Below are 22,785 nucleotides of genomic sequence, written 5' to 3'. Positions count from 1 at the left end.
GTACAGCGGCAGCCAAAGCGCTAGCCACTTTCGGCGAAAAGTGGGCTTAAGTGATGGAATTGTAAAATCATACTTGCGTTTGTTCGGAACGATTGACGCGAATTCCCAGCGTCTCGCTCATTCTGATCAGGTCGGCCAGCGACCGGGCACGCATCTTTTTCATTACGTGACCCCGGTAGATCTTCACCGTAATCTCGGCGAGCCCAAGTTCGGCGGCTACCTGCTTATTCATCAGGCCGGCCGCGACCAGTTTCATCACTCCCTGCTCGCGCGGGCTTAAGGTCTCAAATAGAGACTGCAGGTTCGCGACCGTTCGCTGAGCTTCCCGTCTTTTGCGATCTCGTTCGGTCGCCGCAACCACGGCATCAAGCAGTTCCTGATCGCGGAACGGCTTGCTGAGAAAATCCACCGCACCTCCCTTCATGGCCTTGACGGTCATGGGAATGTCGCCATGGCCCGTAATGAAAATGATCGGGATGTGTATGTTCAACCTGGCCAGCTCGGTCTGGTAGTCAAGGCCGCTCAGGCCCGGCAGCCGGACATCAAGAACTAGACAGCTTGTGACGTCCGGAATTGTGCTCTGCAGCATTTCACGGGCCGATCCAAACGCAACGACCTCCAACCCTACCTGTTGAAAAAGATTCGTAAGTGAGCGGCGCACGGAGATGTCATCCTCAACGACAAAGACGATCGGCTTCGTCGAGGCCTCGGCATTGCTACCCTCACCTGGCGAGTCAAATCGTCCTGTCACTGGAGGGCCTCCTTGTGCACGGGCAGGGCAAACTGGAAGGTCGCGCCCGGTTCATTTTTCTGGAGAAGCAATAGCCGGCCTCCATGAGCTTCCACGATAGAACGGCAGATCGAAAGGCCCATTCCAAGGCCACTCGACTTGGTGGTGAAGAAGGGATCCAAGACGTGGTCAGCGTCCTTCTCGGCGATCCCGACGCCGCAATCGGCCACGGCAAGCTGCACGTGCCCCAGATCGTCCTTGGATGATTGAATCAGAAGTTCGCGCGGCCGGTCTGTAACTGCGTCCATCGCCTCGATTCCGTTCATTACCAGATTGATGATCACCTGTTGTAGCTGAATTCGGTCACCGAGGATCCTAGGCAGCGCGGCCGCCAACTCGGTTCGCAACGTCACTCGGTGGCTCACCAGTTCTCGTGTTACCAGCGCAATGACGTCCCTAACGACCTCATTAATGTCGAGTGGCACCATCTCAATCTCGCCCTTCTTCGCGAGCGCGCGAACACTGCGGATCACCTCGCTTGCCCGGATTGCGTCCTCGATGATCCATTCCACCGAAGAGCGCGCGGCGGCAAGATCAGGAGCTTCCCGTGCCATCCAGCCGAGGCACGCATCGGCGTTGTTGAGAATAGCGGCGAGTGGTTGGTTTATCTCGTGAGCGATGGAAGTCGTCAGTTCTCCTAGCGTCGTTACACGCGTCACATGTGCAAGCTCCGCTTGTGCCTTTCGCAGCTCTTGTTCGGCCTGATCAGCGCGAATAAGAGCCGTTATGTCAGTGCTGACGCCCCGATAGCCCAGAAAAGTTCCGTTTCCGTCGAAGAAAGGCTTGCCACTCGTGCGGACATAGATCGGAGATTTCGTCCGATTCACGGTGCGGTAGACGAGATCCCGAAACGGCAGATGCGCCTGCAACGTCGCCCGATGCTGACGCCACTTCTCGGGTTCCTCTTCCGTGTCGCACGCAATGTCCCAGCGAAGCAGGCCCATCACTCCTGTCGCCAAAATTCCCGCTGCGCTGGTGTGCTCGGACAAGTGAGTGACCCGATGATCTGGCCCGGTCTCCCAGAGCCAGTCGGAAGCTGTCTCGGCATAGTCGCGAAAGCGCTGCTCGCTTTCGCGCAGCGCGACAAGTGTGTTTTCCAGGCGTTCCCTAGCTGCGTGCTGCTCGGTGACATCCATATGTGTTCCGATGAGCTCGCTGACATTACCATCGCTGCCGAGGACAACGTGTGCAACGGAGTGTATGCGCCTTATCCCGCCATCTGGCAGAAGAATACGAAAATCATACTCGAACCGTTCTTCCACGTGTTCAATCGCCTGCCGCTGCACCTCCTGTAGCCGCGGCAAGTCGTCCGGATGGATGCGCGATCGAATGGTCTCGATCGATACCGGCTCTTGTGGGCTAAAGCCAAACAGACGATCGACCTCGGCGGAGCGATACACGAAATCTAGACCGTAGACGTCCCAGGACCAGCTGCCTGTGTGAGTGAGATGCTGGGCCTCGGCCAGATAGGCCTCGCTGCGGCGCAGCTGCTGCTCTGCTCGCCTCGCCGCCGTAATATCCGTGGCTGCCCCAACAAACTCGATGTCACCAGAGGCTGTCCTCGTGGCTCGTGCCTGCGCATGAATGTGCTTTACCGAGCCGTCCGGTAGCAGAAGCCGGTATTCGTGCTCGAAATCGCTCGGGTCTCGCATCGCGCGATCGATAATTTCTCTAACCGAAGCCCTATCATCTGGATGAGTGCGCTCAACGACGAGTTCCGGCCCCGGTGGCACTGTCTGAGGGTCTAATTGGAAAATCCGAAATGTTTCTTTGGACCAGAAGGCCTCACCCGTAGTGGGGTTCCAGCTGAAGCTGCCTGTATGACTCAGCTCCTGCGCCTGGGCCAAATGCGCTTCGCTCCGCTGCAGTGCAAGCTCGGTCTGCTTGCGCTGCGTGATATCTTCGCAGGCTATAAGGGCGACGGGGCGCTCGTCGGCCCAAAGCATGGCCTTGGCGTGTTCACGTACCCACAAAACAGAGCCGTCCTTCCTCACTTTCCGGACGTCCCAAGTGCGGGATTGTCCAACATCATCAAAGCACGCCCGAATGCATTTGCGGACGAATCCACGATCCTCCTCAAGGAATATGCCGAGCACTGATTGGTTGATCAGTTCTGCACAAGCGTATCCCACTTGTGTCGCGCCGAACGTATTGACGTTGAGGACAATGCCGGCTTCATCGACCATGAAGTACATGGCCGGATTGTGCTCGAAGATTGCGCGCCACCGTTTTTCACGATCCTCCAAATCCGTCGCACTTCGCTGAAGCTTGGCCGCAGCCACGCGCGCAGCCTCTCGTTCCTGGCGGAGTTTTCCGATCAGGTGCGTTCCCACAATTGAGACAACAAAGAATGCAACAACCACAGAAACATCGCGCGGATCATCGATTCGCAGACTGAACGCCGGCGGCGCAAAGTAGTAAGCGAGAGCAGCGATTGCCACGATGCAAAGCGCGGATGACGCGATGAAGCTGCCCATCAACGAAAATAGTAAGACTACTAACAAATAGGCGAACGCCGTGGCGGCGAAATGCGCGTGAAAGTACAAGCAAGTCAGTGTGACCGCGGCTAGCGTTATGCTGCCCAAGGTCAACTGAGGGGCTGAAAGTTTAAGTCTGCTGATACTATACATTTTGAGACCGTCCGGCCTGTTCTCCGGCGGGAGAGCTATCGCATTTTAGGCAAAAATGAGGCAATCTTAGACGCTTGAGTCCGCCTTAGACGCTTGGGTCCGCGGGTGAGCGTGTCCGAGATTGATCACCGCTGCCGAACTCAGCACGAGCGGGGAAAAAACGCATCATAAACATACGTATAGTTGTCCTAAACTTATCAATAGGTGTCGCAGACGCGGCCCCTGTCGAAGCTGAAATGTCTGCTTTGCGCCGCTGCCGGTAGGGGCCAGTCTCTTGAGCCTACAGCCGATGCATCCCCTTACACCCCTGGAATGAGGACAGCGGTTTCAGTTCAGCCGGGAGGTAGAATCGAAAGGAATCAGGCGCGCCTCCAAACCGGCAAAGAGCAGAAACAAGCTGCCGAATCACTGGTCTCGCCGGCACGAAGAACGCGCAAGTGCCATCCCGCCTAGCTGCGAAAGACTCGTTTCCATCTGGTTTCGCTGGAATCGAGCGGCGACATCGACGTCGAACCGAAGCCAGCTTTGCAACGACTCGCCACGCCTCCGTCGAGCGCCATCTAATCCACGCTGATCACACCCACCATGATCTGATGACGCAGCGCGCATAGTAACGACGGATGACGAGTTGCGTCCGCAGGATCCCTCCCGCGCTCTTACTCGTGTGAGGCAAGGGGAGCGACGCCATGTGAGTATTCTAGGCGGATTAATACCTGGTGCGTCACGCCGGACGTGTTCTGTCGCAGTCTTGTGGCTTGGCAAAAATGTTGCACAAGCGCTCAGGTGGCCGGTAGCCTGACCGCGAAAGAGAAGCCCTGAAGAAAGGCCTACTTCTTTGCAGGCCTGCCTCTCAGGAGAGGCGTCTGGCCGCCGCGCAAGGGCTGCGCACCGGAGAGCGCATGAGATAGTCATTCGCGCCCGAATGGCGGCGGCTAAGATGCCGGACCTACCTCATTGTGCTTGTAGTGTCGATAGTGGTGGAAACGGTGGGCTGGCTGAGCCGAGCCTGCAGGGTCACGTGATCGAGCTCGCCTTCCCACCAGGATACGAACACAGCCGCGATGCCATTACCGATGATGTTGGTAAGGGCGCGCACCTCGCTCATGAACTTGTCGATCGAAAACACGATTGCCATACCCGGCACTAGAGTTGGGTTTACCACCGATAATGTCGCAGCGAGCGTGATGAAGCCTGCGCCGGTGACGCCGCTTGCTCCCTTCGACGTTAGCATTGCGACGAGCAGGATCGTGAGCTGCTGGCCAAAGGTGAGATCGACGCCGAGTGCCTGGGCAATGAACAATGTTGCAAGTGTCATATAGATGTTGGTGCCGTCAAGGTTGAAGGAGTAGCCAGTTGGCACCACCAGTCCGACTACCGGCTTGGAGCAGCCCAGCCGCTCGAGCTTCTCCATCAATTGCGGCAGCGCGCTTTCGGAGGACGACGTACCGAGCACGATCAGAAGCTCGTCCTTGATAAAGACAAGGAACTTGAAGATTGAAAAGCCGACGAGGCGGGCGATCAGACCAAGCACCACCACCACAAACAGCGCAGCCGTCACGTAGAACAGCGCGATGAGACCGATCAGATTGCCGAGTGCTGCGGGCCCGAACTTGCCCACCGTGAAAGCCATGGCGCCGAAGGCGCCGATCGGGGCCGCTTTCATTACAATAGCGATTACTCCGAACACCGCGTGCGCGACGTCGTCAATCATCCCGCGCAAACGCTCCCCACGCTTTCCCAGCGCCATCAGCGAGAAGCCGAAAAGGATCGCGAACAAGAGAACCTGCAGAACGTCGCCGCGAGCGAAGGCGCCGATCACGCTATCGGGAATGATGTTGAGAACAAAGTCGACGGTTTTCGAGGCTTCCGCCTGCTTGACGTAATTGGCAACCGCCGCAGCATCCGGCTTAACCGCAAGGCCATGGCCGATTTGGACCAGATTGCCCATAACGAGGCCCAACAGCAAGGCAAAGCTGGAGACGATCTCGAAATAGAACAGCGCCTTGACGCCGACGCACCCGACTTTCTTGGCATCCTGAATATGCGCAATACCAGATGTAACAGTGCAGAAAATAATCGGCGCAATCACCATCTTGATGAGCTTGATGAACCCGTCACCAAGCGCCTTGATCCAGTCGTTTGTGGCGATAGACGGCCATAGGCAGCCAACCATGACGCCAATTAAGATCGCGATTAGCACCTGGACGTAGAGTATCTTATACCAAGCTTGCGACGCGCGTACAGGCAACGCAGTTGCCATGGTGGTCATGACGCTTCCTTCCCGAATATACTCGAATGTGAGCCGCCGCTTTGTTGAGAGACGACAGCGTCATACGAGACCAATCATTTTTGCCTTGCCCTGATTGAAGACGGTTCCGAGAGCCGGCGCGTCCTTCAAAAGGCAGACGTTTAGTTACGTTGTCCTTTCTCCCTAAGCAAGATATGCACCAGATCCCAAACTGCGGCCGATTAACAAGTCGCGGACAACTAGCCTGTGTTCGGCGGCATCGGCTTGAGTACTCGTACCGCGTTCGCGCAAGGTCGAACAAAAACCGTAGCGCGCATTAGCGCCGATACGTCTCGGTTGGAGTCACTGAGATCGATGCAACAGTATGTGGCATTCGTAAAATTGATATTTTGGATTGTACGCATTTACCGGATGGAAGCCTGGTTTATGACTCCATTGCGCGGACAAGATCTTTGATGGATGAACTGCGTTGCCGCTAGCGGCGAAGCTCGTTGGTGCCGGAGCGTGTGTCTCCACGCCTGTGCTGACCCTGCGCATGAGCTGGGGCGGTCGAGAGGCGGCCTTCGCTCGCGGCCCCTCGCGCCTTTGGCACGTCGCAGAAGCAGCGTACGATGATTTCTCAGCTAAATCTTTCGCGTTGCTGCCGAGCGTTCAGCTACCGGCCCCGGCGAGGGCGGCGTTTGAGCCGCCGACAAGCGAAACAGGCATCTGTCGAGGTTTTAGAAGTCTGCCGTTTTCGTTGCGCGGCTGTCACTGTCTGCTCGGGAACAAAGATGCTTGAAATCTGACAGAGCGTTAGGTCCCCTCCACAGTGACGTTAGCGTCTGCGTGGCTTTTTTCACATTGGGCATAGAGCCGCCACAGTTCGCACGCGGCACAGGAATTGCTGATGACACAAGGAGAGGCTGCCGCCGTCGGTTGGATCGAGGCGTACTTGTCACAGGAGTTGTCGATTGTGATGCTGTTCTTGCTCGCAGAAGCGACGCGCGTGAATTCGGCGGCCGCAACGAGCTGCCGCGCTACCAAATGGCTATTCGCGCCACATCGCTGGATGAGCCGGACATGCAGGCGATCACTGTCAGGATACGGCGACCTGGGCTCACTGGCGGGCTGACGCACGTGAATGTCGATTCGTCAGAGATTTCGCAATCCGTTGCGCTCACAATCGAGCTCGCTAGCGTGACGACCGTGATCCTCCTCGTGATTGGTGTGCCCCTCGCCTGGTGGCTATCCCGCTCAAAGACTTTTCTGAGCGAGGCGGTGGCCGCGATGATCGCACTTCCACTGGTGCTACCTCCAGCGGCTCTCGGCTTCTGCGTACTCGTTTTGCTCGGCCCCGACGGACCGGGTGGCGTTCTCGCCTCTTTCTGGGGCGGGCGAACGCTCGCTTTTACCTTCGGGGGTATCGTGGTCGGATCGGTGCTCTCGGCCCTGCCATTGGTCGTGCAGCCTATACGTAACGCCTTTGTTGCGGTTGGCGGTCACCCGTTGGAAATGAAAGGGCGTGTTTCGCCATTGTATGCCTTCATTGCCATCAGTGCGCCGCTGGCGCGACTGGAGCTTGTTAAAGCAGCCGTGCTCGGATTTTCTCATACGATCGGCACATTCGGCGTCGTGATGATGATCGGCGGCAATATTCCTGGACGCACCAAGGTGTTGTCGGCCTACGTCGTAGACTACGTGCAAGCGTCGCGTTGGCACGAGGCAAGTGTGGTTGCCGCTGGTATGGTGATGTTCGCCCTTGCGACAATCTTCACCTTAGCCATCATCGACAGACATTGTGCTAGGCGAGGCACCGAACCATCCTAGCCTTGCCACATATCCGACAGCGGCCGAGCCGCAGTATTACAAACTGGATCCATCCGCCCCTTCGAGGCTACAATGAACAACCTTGTTATGGTCGCAGCGGCAGCCGCAATCGGCTTCAATTCAGTGCAGTCCGCGCCTCTGCCCGAAGCGAAGGCCGATGACGTCGGCGTTTCTCAGCAGCGCCTTGCAAAGCTAGACCAGTTCTTCGCTCGGGAGATCGCGAGTAAACGCGTGCCGGGCGCGGTGGTTGCAATCGCCAGAGACGGCAAGCTGATTCACTACAAGGCGTACGGACAACTCGATCCGGCAAAGGGAAGGTCGATGCGGCTCGACGCGATATTCGCGCTTGCTTCTATGACCAAGCCGATGGTGGCCGTTGCGGGTCTTATCCTCATGGAACAAGGTCGCCTGCCTCTACAGGCCAGACTTACGGATTACTATCCGGAATTCGCAGGCATGAAGGTGGGAGTGCCACAGCATGACGGTTCACTGAAGTTTCAAACGCAGAATTCTCCGATCTTGATCCACGATCTTTACCGCCACACATCCGGGCTCACCTATGGCGCGCCCCCCAACAGCTCAGACCAAGTGGCGCGTCTCTACCCCGATTTCGCTGCTCCGGCACTAAGGGGTGATAAGCAGGCTTTCATCGAAGCCATTACCAAGCTGCCGCTAGCGCATCAACCGGGGACAGAATTCGAATACGGCTTCTCGAGCGATGTGCTGGGAGCTGTCGTGGAACAAGTCAGCGGACAGCGATTGGGCGACTATCTTGCCAGCAACTTGTGGAAGCCAATCGAAATGCAAGATGCCACTTTCCATTTGTCGGAATCGCAACGCAAGCGCCTGGCGCATCCATTTCCAGACGACCCGCTGACGGGAAAACCACAAGAGATCGAGCTCCTCGAAACTCCGACGAATTTTGACTGCGGGGGAGCCTGCGCATTTGCGACAGTCGGTGACTACGTGCGCTTTGGACAAATGCTCCTGAACGGCGGGGAGCTCAATGGCCAGCGCATTCTTGGTCCGAGGACGGTGCGTCACATGATTTCCGATCACCTCGGACCAGGGATTAAGAATAAGGTTGCCAATGTGGAGGCGCACCGTGCCGGCTTCGGCTTCGGGCTTGGAGTGGCTGTACGCATCAACGAGGGGCTCTCGGCGGTTCCGGGCAATCCAGGTGAGTTCACATGGACTGGCGCCTACGGGACACAATTTTTCTGCGACCCAAAAGAGCGTCTGGTCGCGGTGGTCGGGACGGCGGCGCCCGGAGAAATCCGGAAGTATTACCGCGAACAAGTCCAGTATATCGTCTATGCTGCGATAATCCGATAATTCGCTTTCCGCCGAAAGGCGCGATGAGCCGTTTGGTGTAGTAGGCGGACAGTATTGCTAGGACGGATCGATGCCGACTGAAAGTAGGCGCCGCCGTTTTCTATCGGCGTCAGACGAATCGCAGCATGCTTCAAAAGCGCAATCGCCTCCGCCATTGCGAAGAATCTCCTTCAAGCAAGGTGCGTGTCGCGATGCGCCAACGATGTCGCACGTTGCTAACGATTGGCTTGCGCGATGAAGGCTCCGAGGTGATAGCTGTAAACGTCCGGTCTGTCGCCACCCACGGCACCGTAGAAAAGCCGCGCGGCGAGCCGCTTTGAAACCAAGGGCAGATCGGATCGAAGCAGACCTAAAAAGGCGACTTAGTGTGCGCACCACAGCTCAGCCCATTGCGGATTCTCTTCCTCGCTCGACAGCCGCTTTGGTACGTGCTGCCTGCATAGTTGCGACTATGAGCGCTTCAACGCATCCTTGTCAGTAATCGGCAAGTCTGATTGAGGCGGGGGCAGTGCGGTGCCCGTCAACTGAACCAATTCTATTCAACGATCGGCATGACGAGTGTCGCGGTTGTGCAGGAGCGTAGTCCCCTGCATGGCTGAACCATAGTGCTGATTTGTTGAAGTGCTCACATCGACTCTCAAAAACTGGACAACATGAGCGTGACAGATCAATGCTCCAGCTTCTGGCGCGTCGGGTTCGACAATCCGCAGACCTCGAAGTGGCGCCTTGATATCTTTCGAGTGTTTCGCTTCGCTGGCCTGTTTCTTGCTGAACGTCACCAATTCGTAACGGCTGGCGACAATTCGCAAGGACGGTTTCATGGGTGATGGAAGGGAAACGTTCTACAGCGTGATCAGACGCCAGGGTATCACGCGTCGTAGTTTCCACAAATTCTGCAGTTTGACCGCCGCGAGCTTGGGACTTGGTCCGCTCACCGCAAGCAGAATTGCGCACGCCCTGGAAACCAAACCGCGTGTGCCCGTCATCTGGCTGCACGGGCTCGAGTGTACCTGCTGCTCGGAAAGCTTTATCCGCTCGGCCCATCCCTTGATCAAAGACGCGCTGCTGTCGATGATTTCGCTCGACTATGACCATATGATCATGGCGGCGGCAGGACACCAGGCTGAGGCCATCCTGGAGGAAACGCGTGCCAAGTACCAAGGTGGGTATGTGCTCGCCGTTGAAGGCAATCCCCCGTTGAACGAAGGTGGCATGTTTTGCATTGACGGCGGCAAGCCGTTCGTTGAAAAGCTCACGTCGATGGCGGAAGAGGCAATGGCCATCGTCGCTTGGGGTACGTGTGCGTCCTGGGGATGCGTGCAAGCGGCCAAGCCAAATCCGACTGGCGCGGTGCCGATCGATAAGGTGGTCACCAATAGGCAGATCATCAAGGTGCCTGGGTGCCCTCCTGTCGCAGAGGTCATGAGTGGCCTCGTGACTTTCATCACCACGTTCGGAAAGCTTCCCGAGCTTGATCGCCAAGGGCGCCCAAGTATGTTTTATTCCGAGCGCATTCACGATAAGTGCTATCGGCGGTCCCATTTCGACGCAGGCCAATTCGTCGAAGAGTGGGACGACACCAATGCACGCAAGGGCTATTGCCTGTACAAGATGGGCTGCAAGGGGCCAACCACCTACAACGCCTGTTCGGCACTTCGATGGAACGGCGGCGTTTCATTTCCGATTCAATCCGGCCACGGCTGCCTCGGCTGCTCCGAAGACAGCTTCTGGGATAAAGGGCCATTTTACGACCGACTCACAACCATCAAGCAGTTCGGCATTGAGGAGAACGCCGACGAGATCGGCATGGCCGCTGCCGGCGTGGTGGGGCTAACCGTCGCTGCCCACGCGGCGGTCACCGCCGTGAAGCGGTTGACCCATCGGCCGGATCGCCCAGCCGACAAAGGCAAACCGAGTTGAGGAGGGGACGACAGTGGCCGTCCAGACGCCGAATGGGTTTAATCTCGATCGTTCCGGCAGGCGAATCGTTATCGATCCGCTGACGCGCATCGAAGGCCACCTCCGCATCGAAGCCAATCTCGATTCCGAGAATGTGATCCGCAATGCGGTCTCAAGCGGGACGATGTGGCGTGGCATCGAAGTCATCCTGCGCGGGCGCGATCCGCGCGACGCCTGGGCGTTCACCGAGCGGATTTGCGGGGTCTGCACCGGCACCCATGCGCTCACCTCCGTGCGCGCAGTTGAAAATGCACTAGGTATTACGATTCCGGAGAATGCCAATTCGATCCGCAACATCATGCAGCTGTGCCTGCTCGTGCATGATCACCTCGTACATTTCTATCACCTCCATGCGTTGGATTGGGTCGACGTGGTCTCCGCGCTCAAGGCCGATCCCAACTCGACCTCTACACTGGCGCAGTCTATCTCGCCCTGGCCACTGTCATCCCCTGGCTATTTTAAGGATTTGCAGATCCGGCTGACCAAATTCTTCGGATCAGGGCAGCTCGGTCCGTTCAAGAATGGCTATTGGGGGCATCCGGCCTACAAACTGCCACCGGAAGCGAACCTGATGGCGGTCGCTCATTATCTGGAAGCGCTCGACTTTCAGAAGGAGATCGTCAAGATTCAAGCTATTTATGGTGGCAAGAACCCGCATCCAAACTGGCTCGTGGGCGGCGTGCCGTGCGCGATCAACATCGAGGGAATCGGTGCGGTGGGCGCGATCAACATGGAGCGACTGAACATTGTGTCCTCCATCGTCGACCGCTCGATCGAGTTTGTCGAGCAGGTCTACCTGCCCGACGTTACCGCGATCTGCTCGTTCTATAGGGACTGGCTCCACGGCGGTGGTCTTTCGAGCAAAAGCGTAATGTCCTATGGCGACATCCCGGAAAAGGCCAATGACTGTTCCGCCGAGAGTTTTAAGCTGCCGCGCGGGGTCATTCTTGATGGCAATCTCAAGGAGATACTGCCGATCGACCATGGTGACCCCGAACAGATCCAGGAGTTCGTCGAGCATTCATGGTATAAATACCCCAGCGATTGCTGTGGACTGCATCCCTGGGATGGTATTACCGAGCCGAGTTTTGAACTTGGGCCAAAACTCAAAGGCAGCAAGACAGATATTAAGGAACTCGACGAGGGCGGCAAATATTCCTGGATCAAAGCGCCGCGCTGGCGCGGCCGTGCCGTGGAGGTCGGGCCGTTGGCCCGATACATCGTCGGTTATGCGCAAGGCAAAGCCGAGTTCAAGGAGCCAGCCGAGAGACTGCTCAAGGAGCTCAATCTTCCTTTGACTGCGCTGTTCTCGACGCTTGGCCGTACTGCGGCGCGGGCGCTCGAATGCCAATGGGCGGCCCATCAGATGCGCTATTTCCAGGATAAGCTCGTAATCCACATCAAGGCGGGCAATACGGCAACTGCCAATATCAGCAAGTGGAGCCCGGAAAGCTGGCGCAAGGAAGCCAAAGGCTACGGTTTCACTGAAGCGCCTCGCGGTGCGCTCGGGCACTGGATTAAGATCAAGGACGGTAAGATCGACAATTATCAATGTGTCGTGCCGACGACGTGGAACGCATCTCCTCGCGATTCGAAGGGCAATATTGGCGCTTTTGAAGCTTCCCTGATCGGTACCCCGATGGCCGATCCGCAGCGGCCTCTGGAGATCTTGCGCACCATCCATTCCTTTGATCCGTGCTTGGCTTGCTCGACGCACGTGATGAGTGCTGAGGGCCAAGAAATGGCTTCAGTTAAAGTTCGTTAGGTCCATGCAGGACACGGCTCAGAAGCTTCTTGCCGCCGTCGATGCGGCACCGACTGCTCGCAGGAGGGGCGGCGGCGTCGCCTACATTTATGCGCCGGTGCGACTCTGGCATTGGGTTAATGCGGCTGCGATTCTGGTGCTGAGTTTAACCGGCTATTTTATTGGAACCGGGACACCAGCGACGTGGGGAAAGGCAAGCGGCAGTTTCCTGTTCGGCTATATCCGCTTCGCTCATTTCTCGGCGGGATATGTGCTCAGCGTCGGCTTTCTTCTACGCATCTACTGGGCTTTGATGGGAAACGCGAATGCCATACAAATCTTTTGCGTGCCGCTCTGGCGCGGCTGCTTTTGGCGGGAATTGTACCACGAGATTCGCAGGTATGCCTTCCTTACGGTTGAGCCTGAGACGGGCCTCGGGCACAACCGCCTTGCTCAGCTCGCAATGTTCTTCATGTTTACGCAGACGATCACATTCATGGTCGTCACAGGCTTTGCACTTTATGGGCAAGGTGCTGGTACTGACAGCTGGCAGTACAAGGTGTTCGGCTGGGTGTTTTCACTCTGGCCGAACAGTCAGGACGTCCACACCTGGCATCATCTCGGCCTATGGGTGATCGTGATGTTCGCGCTGGTCCACATCTACGCGGTGCTCCGGGACGACATCATGTCGCGCCGCAGCTTCCCTTCTATGAAGTAGGTGAGCGCGGGTTTGACGATTGACTGGGAAGCGCATGCTCAATCCGAAAGACAAAAAGCGGATTCTGGTGCTCGGCATTGGCAACATCCTGTGGGCCGATGAGGGATTTGGTGTGCGTGCGGTCGAGGAGTTTCATCGCCTCTACGCCGTCGCTGACAACGTCACCGTTCTCGATGGCGGCACCCAGGGGCTCTACCTCGTCAGTTTTCTTGAAGGGGCCGATTGCCTGATCGTGTTCGATGCTATCGACTATGGATTGCTGCCCGGGCAGTTGAAGCTTGTACGAGATGACGAAGTGCCAAAATTCACGGGCGCCAAGAAAGTGAGCCTGCATCAGACCGGCTTCCAGGAGGTCTTGAGCGCGGCCGATTTGCTTGGCAGACGGCCGCGAGAGCTCGCTCTTATCGGCTGTCAGCCGTTGGATCTGGAGAATTGGGGCGGACCGCTGACCGCACCGGTGCGCTTTCAGATTGCCCCTGCGATTAAACTCGCTTGTAGACTCCTAGAGCAGTGGGAGTCGCCGGCAAAACCGCGGAGCGCGCCGCTGGCTGCATCTGAACGGCTCTTGGCGAACAATATTGACCATGCGAATTATGAAAATGAGGGCGCAGCCGATCTAGAAGCCTGCGACTGACCATGTGCCTTGGCTTGCCAATGACGATTGTCGAGACTGACGGTATTACCGCGCTGTGCGAATATGGCAGTGAACAACGGCGCATCTCCGTCATGCTGCTCGCTGATGTATCGGTCGGCGCCAAGGTGCTCGTTCATATCGACAGCGCAGTGCGGCTCTTAGACGAAAATGAAGCAAGGCAGATCTCCGAAGCACTTGACGGGCTTGAGGCCAGCCTCAACGGTCAGAACTACGATCGCTTCTTTGCGGACTTGATCGGTCACGAGCCGCAATTGCCGGAGCACCTACGCTAACGGTTCCGCTCCCTTGCGCGGACTGGGGTTCTTCACAGACCGAATTCCAGTCGCAGGAACATCGGCCTGGATAATATCAGGCGCTATGCCGTTGGTTCGAATGCGAGCCGCGGCTGAAGGTGATTGGCATGCGCCTTGCTAACCGCCTGCTAGCAGAACCGAACATTATCAGAAAGAAGTGCGATGAAGTTGCAGCCGGCGCAGCATGGTCTGACACGACCCACTCAGTCGGACGTGGAGGGCGTCAGCGCCGATGCGCGCCTGGCCGTGCACGCTCCCGGGAAGGAGACCGTGATGCCGCTGTCGGCGGCCGATCCCCTACATATGCTCCGGATCATCCAGCTCGCATTCTTTCTTTCTGAGTTTGTTTGGCCAGGCATGCAAGGTGCAGTACACTCGTGCGGGGCTAGTGGCACACCAGTCGGCCGGCGTAGACCGTCGACGCCGAGCCTATGCCAAAGGCACGATATACTCTGCCTAATCGGCAAGATACCGGCCCGTTCGCTCACGATCAATCGCATCTCCGGGCCGATCATTCGGGCACACGCCGGCAGCATCGGCGTCGGCAAGTGCAATGCCCGTGGATACAGACAATGGAACATCGCATCGTGAAAACAGCGATCCCCGTTGTATCCGGCGCCGCCGACCGGGCGGCGAGCGACGTTACCACTAGATCTGGATGTCTCGATGTATTCTATCGCCCCGCGACGAGTGCGCTCGTCAAGCGCGCCTGGCGCGATTGCGACGAACGTGCAAGGAAGCACCCGAACGCCACCTTGCTGTTGTCAAATGCCGCTGCTGCCGTTGGGGGGCAGAGAAGCGGTTCTCCGACACAATTGTACGATCTCGCATATCTCAGCGATGCCGAGCACAAGCTGATCGACGAATTGCTCGGAGAAGGCGAGGTGACCGGCGTGGTTGCGCTGCCCGATGGCTGTTTGGCGCAAATCCGTGAATCCGTGCTTGCGGGAATCTGGCGCGTGCGCATCGGGACCGAACCGGCAAACGAATATGTTGAGGTCGGAGGGATTCCGCAGATTGTCCGGCGTGCCGCAACTGACCTGACGTCCGCCGATCTTGTGATTGGCACGCCGCCGCATGGCGCGATGAACGTTCAACCGGTGCTGGCCGAAATACGCGAGCGGGCTAGCGTGTGGCGATTTGGCATGAATGCGCACATCATCAATCTCACATTGCTACCAATGAGCATTGTCGACTTGACATTCCTGCAGCAAAGCTTGGGCAACGGACCGGTCCAACTCATGTTGCGGGGCTACGGCGCCTGCCGAGTGCAGGCGACCGGGACTAGGAATGTTTGGTCCGTGCAGTTCTTCAATTCCACGGACAACATCATCCTTGATACGCTGGAGATTGGGGGCGTGCCGATTGTTGCGTTGGCTGCCGACGAGGATTTCCAGGACTCTGCCGAACGCTTGCAGGAAATCATTAAGGCGTACTTCACATGAAGCGCTCGGGCATTTGGCATCAGATAGGATCCCGCAGATGGGGCGTGCGCATGGGCCATAGCTTGCGCGCGATGATGGGGCCGCGTTGCGCATGATCGTCGCTGCCCGCAACAAAATCCATGTCCGCGTATTGCTAGCTGCCGACGTAGTCGCCTCGGTCGAGATCCTGCCACGAGTCCGGCCACCGCTGGCGCGGATATTCGCCGGAAAGCCGGCCTCGTCACTACTCAATGTCGTCCCGCGGCTCTTCGCGTTATGTGCCACTGCGCAGCAAATCGCACTGTTGTCCGCGATCGAAACCGCGCGCGACGAAGTGATCACCCTCACAACAAAACAGCGTCGTATTGCGCTTATCATTACCGAGCGCATCGTGGATTTGGTACGGGGGCTGTTTGTCGGACATCTTACGCCGGACGTCGGCAGTGCGGCGGCAATCGGCTCCCTGATGTCGGAATTGTCAGCGCTTGTCCGCTCCGAACAGCTAGCCTGGGGCTCCCCTCAACGGGAAGCAACAGCACGGATTGTCGCTGCGATGGGCACGCTGGGCGTACCGAATGAGGGGGGCGCGCTCAGGTCCGGTAGCCCACTGGCGCGTCGCGTTCTGGCGCTTAATGAGGTCGGCCTGAAGTCTGCCCCGACGGAACACTCGTTCCTGTCCGCTGCTGACGACCTCAAAATTACGGAGCGGTTGCTCGGAGATGACTCGACGTTTTGCTGTTGCCCCGATCTCGAAGGACATGTGCCCGAGACGGGTCCATGGGCGCGCCAAATGACCCGAGATCGGCTGTTGCTGAGACCCTTCGGTGCGGCCGAGCGGCTGACGGCCAGAATTGTTGAAATCGTCCGGCTATGTGCCTGGCTTGAGGCCGGCGCTCAGATTGACGCCGCGGAGCATGGGATTATCGAAAGATATAAGCTAGGGCCCGGCCGTGCAGCGGCCGCGGTCGAATGCGCCAGGGGCCGTCTCTACCACGCGGTTGAGCTTGATGCTCAGGGCCGGATATCCCGCTTCGAATTCCTTGCGCCGACGGAGTGGAACTTCCACCGGCGCGGACCGCTTGTACGGAACCTGCAGGGGGCGGCGCTGACGGCTCGACGACGCTGTGATGAAGTGCGCGCATTGATTGCATCGCTCGATCCATGCGTCGGGTTCACCTTCAATTTTCGCGAAGTTCGCGATGCATGAAATGGCGATTTGTCTTGGGATCATTCAGATCGTCGAGGAGAAGGTACGGGAGCGATCCTCTTCGCGGGTGCGGAGCGTCTGTTTAGAGATGGGAGCGCTGAGTCATGCCGCGCCGGAAGCGATCAGGTTCTGCTTTGCTGTCGCTGCAACGCGAACCGTTGCCGAGGGCGCCGCTCTTAATATCGTCGAACTACCAGGCGTTGCCTGGTGCATGAGCTGCTCGAAAAGTGTCGAAATTTCACGACGCGGTGAGTGCTGTCCTTGCTGCGGCAGCTATCAATTGCAGGTAATTGCGGGCGAACAGATGCGAGTAAAAGAGCTGGAGATCGATTGATGTGTACCGTTTGCGGCTGCACGGAAGGGACGCCGTCGACCAAACACTTGGAGGCGAATGATGCGGAGAGCCATGAACGATACGCCGACCATGTGCAGGATGATTGCGATAGCCATTCTGCCCTTCAGCCGCCCGACCAAGGTCCCCCGCTCTCAAACCACGGTGGCGATAGTTATAACCGTCGTCGGTCGGCCCATCATCACGCCCTTCCGAGCGGCGGCGCCGGCTCGGCTGGTTTAAGGGTCGCGGGCATGAGCAGAAAGAAGATCATTGAGATCGAGCGCGATATTCTGGGCAAGAATAATGGGATTGCGGCCGTCAACCGCGCGCTCTTCGTTGCCGATGACCTGCTTGTATTTAATCTATTGTCCAGTCCCGGAGCAGGTAAAACGACACTGCTGGTCCGCGCCGTGTCCGAGCTGAAACGTAGGCGGCCGGTTGGGGTTATTGAAGGCGACCAGCAGACCTCGAACGATGCCGAACGTATTCGGGCGGCCGGCGTGCCAGCCGTTCAAGTCAATACCGGCAAGAATTGCCATCTCGATGCTGCAATGATTGGCGAGGCTTATCGCCACTTGCCGCCGCTCACAGGCGGTATTCTCTTCATCGAGAACGTCGGTAATCTGATCTGTCCCGCTGCCTTCGATCTTGGCGAGGCCCGCAAGATCGTAGTTTTTTCGATTACGGAAGGTGAAGACAAGCCGCTCAAATATCCTGATATGTTTGCCGCTTCGTCGCTCATGCTGATTAACAAGATTGATCTGGCGTCGCTGCTTGATTTCGATTTGGGAAAGACCATCGAATACGCCAGACGCGTCAATCCGAAGATCGACGTGCTTGTCGTTTCGGCTCGTACTGGAGAGGGCTTTGGCGCGCTCTACGCCTGGATCGATAAGCAGGCGGGCGATCAGAGGCGCATCGTAGAGGACACAAGGCTATGAGCGCCGCAGCCACCTGCGACCGAACACGGCTGCGCGTGCGCGTGAGCGGGGCAGTGCAAGGGGTCGGCTTTCGTCCTTACGTTTATGGACTCGCCATGCGGTACGGATTGGCCGGGTTTGTCATCAATGGCCCCGAGGGCGTCATCATCGAGGTCGAGGGCCACCGTGCGTCGGAGTTTGTTGCCACGTTACCGCTTGAGGCGCCTCCATTGGCACGCATCGACCACATCTGCGTTCGGGAGACTGTGGCGCTCGCGGCGAAGGACTTTTCCATCGGCACGAGCGAAGTCGGAAAATTGTCAACGCAGATCGTTGCCGACGCCGCGGTCTGCCCGCAATGCCTCAGCGAGCTATTCGATCCAGAAAATCGGCATTACCTTTACCCGTTTATCAGTTGCTGCCATTGCGGCCCACGCTACACCATCGCCGAACGGCTTCCATACGATCGCCGTAACACCGTGATGAGCGCTTTTAACTTGTGCGCCGCCTGCGCGGCCGACTATGCCGATCCGGCGAGCCGCAGGTTTCACGCAGAGGCGATCGCGTGTCCGGCATGCGGTCCTCGGCTCAGCCATGGGATCAGCGTCATTGTCGCGGCAATCGCGGGGGGACAGATCGTGGCGATAAAGGGGCTGGGCGGATATCAGCTTCTTTGCGATGCGCGTAATCAGGAGGCCGTGCAGCGTTTGCGCAGGAGAAAGCTCCGCCTTCAGAAGCCACTCGCAGTTATGGTCGATTCCATAGAGGGCGTTGGCGAAATCGCGGAGGCGAACGCGGCCGAGCTTACGCTGCTCGAATCCATCGCACGTCCTATCGTCCTCCTGCCAACGCGCAACAATCTGGCGCCCGCCATAGCTCCTGGTTTATCACGAATGGGTGTCATGCTGCCCGTAGCGCCGCTGCATCACCTCATCTTGCATGCGTTTCGCTCGCCGCAGGCGCGTGCGGGGTCTGGCCCGGTCATCGTCGTCACCAGTGCAAATCTCTGCGGCGAACCGCTCCTGATCGATAACGCGCAGGCGCTGCGGCGACTCAAGGGGGTCGCCGACCTTGTCGTGACCCATGATCGCGATATCTTGACGCCTGCTGATGATTCCGTGGTTTCAGTGGTGGCCGGCCGGGCCCAATTCATTCGCCGTGCTCGCGGCTATGTTCCCGAACCGATACGGCTTGCAAGGTCCGTCCCGCCCGTGCTCGCCGTAGGCGGGGCACTGAAATCGACCGTCACCATCACGCGGGACGACCAAGCGTTCGTCTCTCAGCATATTGGCGATCTAAATACAGCCGAAGGCATCCGTGCGTTTGAAAAGACGATCCGACACCTCACATCGAGCCTTGACGTGGAGCCCGTCGCCGTCGCCCATGATTTGCATCCCGATATGGCTTCTACCCGGTTTGCGGAGGCAAATGCCCGCGCGCTGGTCGCGGTTCAGCATCACCACGCACACGCTGCCGCAGTAATCGCCGAGCACGGCCATGCGGGACCTGCGCTTGCCCTGGTGCTCGACGGACATGGCTTTGGCTCCGAAGGCGGTAACTGGGGTGGCGAACTATTGTTGTGCGAAGGGACGTGGTCCCGACGCATCGGGCACTTAGCGCCCCTGCAGATGCCTGGTGGAGATCGTGCAGCCCGCGAGCCGTGGCGCATGGCGAGCGCAGTATTACACGGGCTCGGCCGGGGTAACGAAATCGGGCAGCGCTTTGCGGCGCAGCGCCAAGCCGGGGGGCTGTCGGACTTGCTCGACCAGCCGGGCGGGACCACCACGACCAGTGCGGGACGGTTGTTCGATGCGGCAGCGGCGCTGCTGGGGATTGCGAATTTGCAGAGCTATGACGGCGAAGCAGCGATGAAGCTCGAAGCGCTGGTGCGGCAGACTGCGATTCTGGAAGCCGGCTGGACCATCGATGGCGGCGTGCTGTCGCTTGGTCCGCTATTCTCGCGGTTGATTGCTGATGACATTGACGTCGCCGGCGGAGCCGGGCTGTTTCATGGCACTTTCGCCGCCGCCTGCGTTGACTGGGTCACGCGCTCTGCGCGGACAACGGGCGTTAATACCGTGGTTCTGAGCGGCGGCTGCTTCCTGAACGCTGTGCTGGCGGACAAAATCCCGCGCGGTTGCAGCGATGCCGGTCTTACCCCGCTGGTGCCGCAGCGGCTGCCGCCCAATGATGGCGGTTTGAGCCTTGGCCAGGCCTGGATTGCCGCTCTACAGATGGCTCAACAGTCGCCCGCCAGCGGAGGAACTGCCTGATATGTGTCTTTCGGTTCCGGCAAAGATCGCCAAGATTCTTCCCAACCAAATGGCCCTCGTGTCCATCGATGGCATCAGCCTGGAGATATCGATTGCCCTCATCGACGAGCTTGAGGTCGGCGATTGCGTCCTAGTCCATGTCGGCTATGCGCTCGCTAAGATCGATCCGACAGAAGCCAAGCGCACGCTAGAGCTCCTGCAGGAGCTAGGCAGCGCAGCGCAGGAATGCCGATCGTGAAATATTTTGACGAATTTCGCGACAAGACCACCGCGCACGGACTTGCGCGTGCGATTGACGCTGCGGTCAGTTCACAAAGAGCCTACCGGTTCATGGAATTTTGCGGTGGACACACTCATGCCATCTCCCGCTACGGTTTGGAGGATCTGCTGCCCGCGAACGTCCGGATGATCCACGGGCCCGGTTGTCCCGTCTGCGTTCTGCCGGCGAGCCGTATCGACATGGCGATCCGGCTCGCCGAGCGACCAGAGGTCACTCTGTGCGTCTACGGCGACCTGATGCGCGCGCCCGGGTCGCAAGGACAGTCCCTGTTGCGAGCTAAAGCGCTCGGGGCCGACATTCGGATGGTCTACTCGACCCTCGACGCTATCCGGCTGGCCGAACAGACGCCGGGCCGTGAAGTGGTTTTCTTTGCCATCGGATTTGAGACCACGACACCCCCGTCGGCGGTCATGATTCGCATTGCCGAGAACAAACGGTTGGAGGGCCTTAGCGTGTTCTGCAATCACGTGCTTACACCCTCGGCGATGCACAGCATTCTCGAGAACCCGAAGATCCGCAACACAGGTGGCGTCCCCATTGACGGCTTCATCGGGCCTGCACATGTCAGCACCATTATCGGTACGCGGCCTTACGAGCCCCTGGCGGAACAGTTCGAGAAGCCGATCGTGGTCGCCGGATTTGAACCACTCGACGTGCTGCAGGCTATCCTGATGCTGGTGCGGCAGGTGAACCAAGACCGCTACGAGGTAGAAAACCAATACAGCCGTGCAGTGACACGCGATGGCAATCGGCGCGCCAAGGAGGAGGTGTCGCAGGTATTCGAACTGCGTGAGCAGTTTGAATGGCGTGGGCTTGGACTTGTACCCAACAGCGGACTGAAGCTTAAGCGGTCTTACGCAAAGTTCGACGCGGAGACGCGTTTTGCGATCCACGACATGCGTGTCGCAGACAATCCGGCCTGTGAGTGCTGCGCGATCCTGCGTGGCGCCAAACGGCCGGTCGATTGCAAGTTGTTTGGAAATGCGTGCACGCCGGAAACGCCCATAGGGGCCTGCATGGTGTCATCAGAAGGGGCTTGTGCGGCGTATTGGACCTATGGCCGAGTTCGTGATGAGCAGATGAGGCAGACGTCATGAGCGTGAAAGCCGATCAACGCAACCTCGACCTGGAGAACGGACGCGTTGAACTTGCCCACGGCTCTGGAGGCCGTGCCATGGCACAGCTGATCTCCGGCCTTTTTCACCAGGCCTTCGGTAATGAATGGCTCGCCCGGTGCAATGATCAGTCGGCGTTTGATGTTTCGGGAGGCAGGATGGTGATGACGACTGACGGCTATGTGGTTTCGCCACTGTTCTTTCCCGGCGGCAATATCGGGTCCTTGGCTGTGCACGGCACGATCAATGATGTCGCGATGTCCGGCGCACGTCCACTCTATTTGTCAGCCAGCTTCATCATCGAGGAGGGCTTCCGGTTTTCCGATCTCAAGGCGATTGCGGATTCGATGGGCGCGGCGGCGCGAGGGGCCGGCGTTTACATCATTGCCGGGGACACCAAGGTCGTAGAGCGGGGCAAGGCGGATGGTCTGTTCATCTCTACGGCCGGGATCGGGCTTGTGGCCGGGGGGCTCGATCTCTCCGCCGACAAGGCAAGGGTCGGGGATCGTGTGCTGCTGTCAGGTAGCCTCGGCGATCATGGGGTGGCGATCATGTCAAAACGTCAGAACGTCGCTTTTCAAACCGAAATCGTCTCGGACTCAGCAGCGTTGCATAATCTCGTAGCGGCCATGCTTGCCGCAGGTGGGGGAGGCATCCGGGTGATGCGCGACCCCACGCGCGGTGGGCTCGCTGCTGCTCTCAACGAGATTGCGCAGCAATCCGACCTCGGGTTTCATCTGCGGGAATCAACCATTCCGGTGAAGCCCGCTGTTGCGGCTAGCTGCGAACTCTTTGGACTCGATCCGATCCATGTCGCCAACGAAGGCAAGCTCGTTGCGATCGTGGCGCCTGATTCGGCCGATGCCGTTCTTGCAGCCATGAAGGCGCACCCGCTCGGGTCCAATGCGGCTGATATTGGCGAGGCGGTGGCTGACGATCACAAATTTGTTCAGATGACGACCGATTTCGGCGGCCGACGAATCGTCGACTGGCTGTGGGGCGAACAATTGCCTCGGATCTGTTGAACAGGCTGCGCAACGTCCTTTTTTGG

At 58.3% G+C, this 22,785-nt stretch carries 19 protein-coding genes; 15 read left to right on the top strand and 4 right to left on the bottom strand.

What is annotated here, in order from left to right:
* Positions 1 to 67: 67 nt before the first annotated feature.
* From XH79_RS20985 to dctA, 3 genes are all read right to left on the bottom strand, one after another.
* A complete protein-coding gene (locus XH79_RS20985) occupies positions 68 to 751 on the bottom strand; it encodes a response regulator transcription factor (RefSeq protein WP_271526569.1) in 684 nt (227 codons plus the stop codon).
* Positions 748 to 3,420, bottom strand: coding sequence for a PAS domain S-box protein (locus XH79_RS20980; RefSeq protein WP_271526568.1), 2,673 nt, complete (start codon positions 3,418 to 3,420; stop codon positions 748 to 750). The genes XH79_RS20985 and XH79_RS20980 overlap by 4 nt, the downstream gene beginning before the upstream one ends.
* A gap of 946 nt (positions 3,421 to 4,366) precedes the next feature.
* Positions 4,367 to 5,689 (bottom strand): C4-dicarboxylate transporter DctA, encoded by a 1,323-nt coding sequence (dctA, locus tag XH79_RS20975; protein ID WP_271526567.1) that lies wholly within the window; start codon positions 5,687 to 5,689, stop codon positions 4,367 to 4,369.
* 1,005 nt (positions 5,690 to 6,694) lie between these two features.
* Here dctA and XH79_RS20970 point away from each other — a divergent pair.
* Together XH79_RS20970 and XH79_RS20965 are read left to right on the top strand one after the other, a co-directional pair.
* The gene (locus XH79_RS20970; protein ID WP_442869964.1) at positions 6,695 to 7,477 is read left to right on the top strand and encodes a molybdate ABC transporter permease subunit; all 783 of its coding nucleotides are present in this window, start codon (positions 6,695 to 6,697) and stop codon (positions 7,475 to 7,477) included.
* A gap of 72 nt (positions 7,478 to 7,549) precedes the next feature.
* Entirely contained in the window at positions 7,550 to 8,812 is a 1,263-nt protein-coding gene (locus XH79_RS20965; RefSeq protein ID WP_271526566.1) for a serine hydrolase domain-containing protein, read from the top strand.
* Between the two features lie 539 nt (positions 8,813 to 9,351).
* On the opposite strand, the gene XH79_RS20960 is transcribed toward XH79_RS20965, so the two are convergent.
* Positions 9,352 to 9,621, bottom strand: a complete 270-nt coding sequence (locus XH79_RS20960; RefSeq protein ID WP_271526565.1) for a hypothetical protein — start codon at positions 9,619 to 9,621, stop codon at positions 9,352 to 9,354.
* Positions 9,622 to 9,631: 10 nt separating this feature from the next.
* Here XH79_RS20960 and XH79_RS20955 point away from each other — a divergent pair, with 10 nt between their 5' ends.
* From XH79_RS20955 to hypE, 13 genes are all read left to right on the top strand, one after another.
* Positions 9,632 to 10,732 carry a hydrogenase small subunit gene (locus tag XH79_RS20955; protein WP_271526564.1) on the top strand — a complete coding sequence of 367 codons (1,101 nt, stop codon included), beginning with the start codon at positions 9,632 to 9,634 and terminating at the stop codon, positions 10,730 to 10,732.
* Between the two features lie 13 nt (positions 10,733 to 10,745).
* Complete coding sequence (locus XH79_RS20950; protein WP_271526563.1) at positions 10,746 to 12,536, top strand: nickel-dependent hydrogenase large subunit; 1,791 nt, start codon at positions 10,746 to 10,748, stop codon at positions 12,534 to 12,536.
* Between the two features lie 4 nt (positions 12,537 to 12,540).
* Positions 12,541 to 13,233, top strand: a complete 693-nt coding sequence (gene cybH / locus XH79_RS20945; protein WP_271526562.1) for a Ni/Fe-hydrogenase, b-type cytochrome subunit — start codon at positions 12,541 to 12,543, stop codon at positions 13,231 to 13,233.
* A 34-nt stretch (positions 13,234 to 13,267) separates the two neighbouring features.
* Positions 13,268 to 13,867, top strand: a complete 600-nt coding sequence (locus XH79_RS20940; RefSeq protein ID WP_271526561.1) for a HyaD/HybD family hydrogenase maturation endopeptidase — start codon at positions 13,268 to 13,270, stop codon at positions 13,865 to 13,867.
* Positions 13,868 to 13,869: 2 nt separating this feature from the next.
* Positions 13,870 to 14,160 carry a HypC/HybG/HupF family hydrogenase formation chaperone gene (locus XH79_RS20935; protein ID WP_128947980.1) on the top strand — a complete coding sequence of 97 codons (291 nt, stop codon included), beginning with the start codon at positions 13,870 to 13,872 and terminating at the stop codon, positions 14,158 to 14,160.
* 608 nt (positions 14,161 to 14,768) lie between these two features.
* A complete protein-coding gene (locus XH79_RS20930; protein ID WP_442868894.1) occupies positions 14,769 to 15,626 on the top strand; it encodes a hydrogenase expression/formation protein in 858 nt (285 codons plus the stop codon).
* A gap of 91 nt (positions 15,627 to 15,717) precedes the next feature.
* On the top strand, positions 15,718 to 16,812 hold the full coding sequence (locus tag XH79_RS20925; RefSeq protein ID WP_271526559.1) for a hypothetical protein: 1,095 nt from the start codon (positions 15,718 to 15,720) through the stop codon (positions 16,810 to 16,812).
* Complete coding sequence (hypA, locus tag XH79_RS20920) at positions 16,805 to 17,146, top strand: hydrogenase maturation nickel metallochaperone HypA (protein WP_271526558.1); 342 nt, start codon at positions 16,805 to 16,807, stop codon at positions 17,144 to 17,146. The genes XH79_RS20925 and hypA overlap by 8 nt, the downstream gene beginning before the upstream one ends.
* Positions 17,146 to 18,087, top strand: coding sequence for a hydrogenase nickel incorporation protein HypB (hypB, locus tag XH79_RS20915; protein WP_271526557.1), 942 nt, complete (start codon positions 17,146 to 17,148; stop codon positions 18,085 to 18,087). The genes hypA and hypB overlap by 1 nt, the downstream gene beginning before the upstream one ends.
* Positions 18,084 to 20,339 carry a carbamoyltransferase HypF gene (gene hypF, locus XH79_RS20910; protein WP_271526556.1) on the top strand — a complete coding sequence of 752 codons (2,256 nt, stop codon included), beginning with the start codon at positions 18,084 to 18,086 and terminating at the stop codon, positions 20,337 to 20,339. Before hypB ends, hypF begins: the two co-directional genes overlap by 4 nt.
* A gap of 1 nt (position 20,340) precedes the next feature.
* Positions 20,341 to 20,577: a HypC/HybG/HupF family hydrogenase formation chaperone gene (locus XH79_RS20905; RefSeq protein ID WP_128947974.1), complete on the top strand. Its 237-nt coding sequence runs from the start codon at positions 20,341 to 20,343 to the stop codon at positions 20,575 to 20,577.
* Entirely contained in the window at positions 20,574 to 21,716 is a 1,143-nt protein-coding gene (hypD, locus tag XH79_RS20900) for a hydrogenase formation protein HypD (RefSeq protein ID WP_271526555.1), read from the top strand. Before XH79_RS20905 ends, hypD begins: the two co-directional genes overlap by 4 nt.
* Positions 21,713 to 22,759 carry a hydrogenase expression/formation protein HypE gene (gene hypE, locus XH79_RS20895; protein ID WP_271526554.1) on the top strand — a complete coding sequence of 349 codons (1,047 nt, stop codon included), beginning with the start codon at positions 21,713 to 21,715 and terminating at the stop codon, positions 22,757 to 22,759. The genes hypD and hypE overlap by 4 nt, the downstream gene beginning before the upstream one ends.
* The last annotated feature ends 26 nt before the right edge of the window (positions 22,760 to 22,785 follow it).

Source organism: Bradyrhizobium sp. CCBAU 45389 (genome assembly GCF_028128625.1).
Taxonomy (GTDB): Bacteria; Pseudomonadota; Alphaproteobacteria; order Rhizobiales; family Xanthobacteraceae; genus Bradyrhizobium; species Bradyrhizobium liaoningense_B.
The sequence above is the reverse complement of the archived record's forward strand: the minus strand, read 5'-3'. Positions and strand labels throughout refer to the sequence as shown.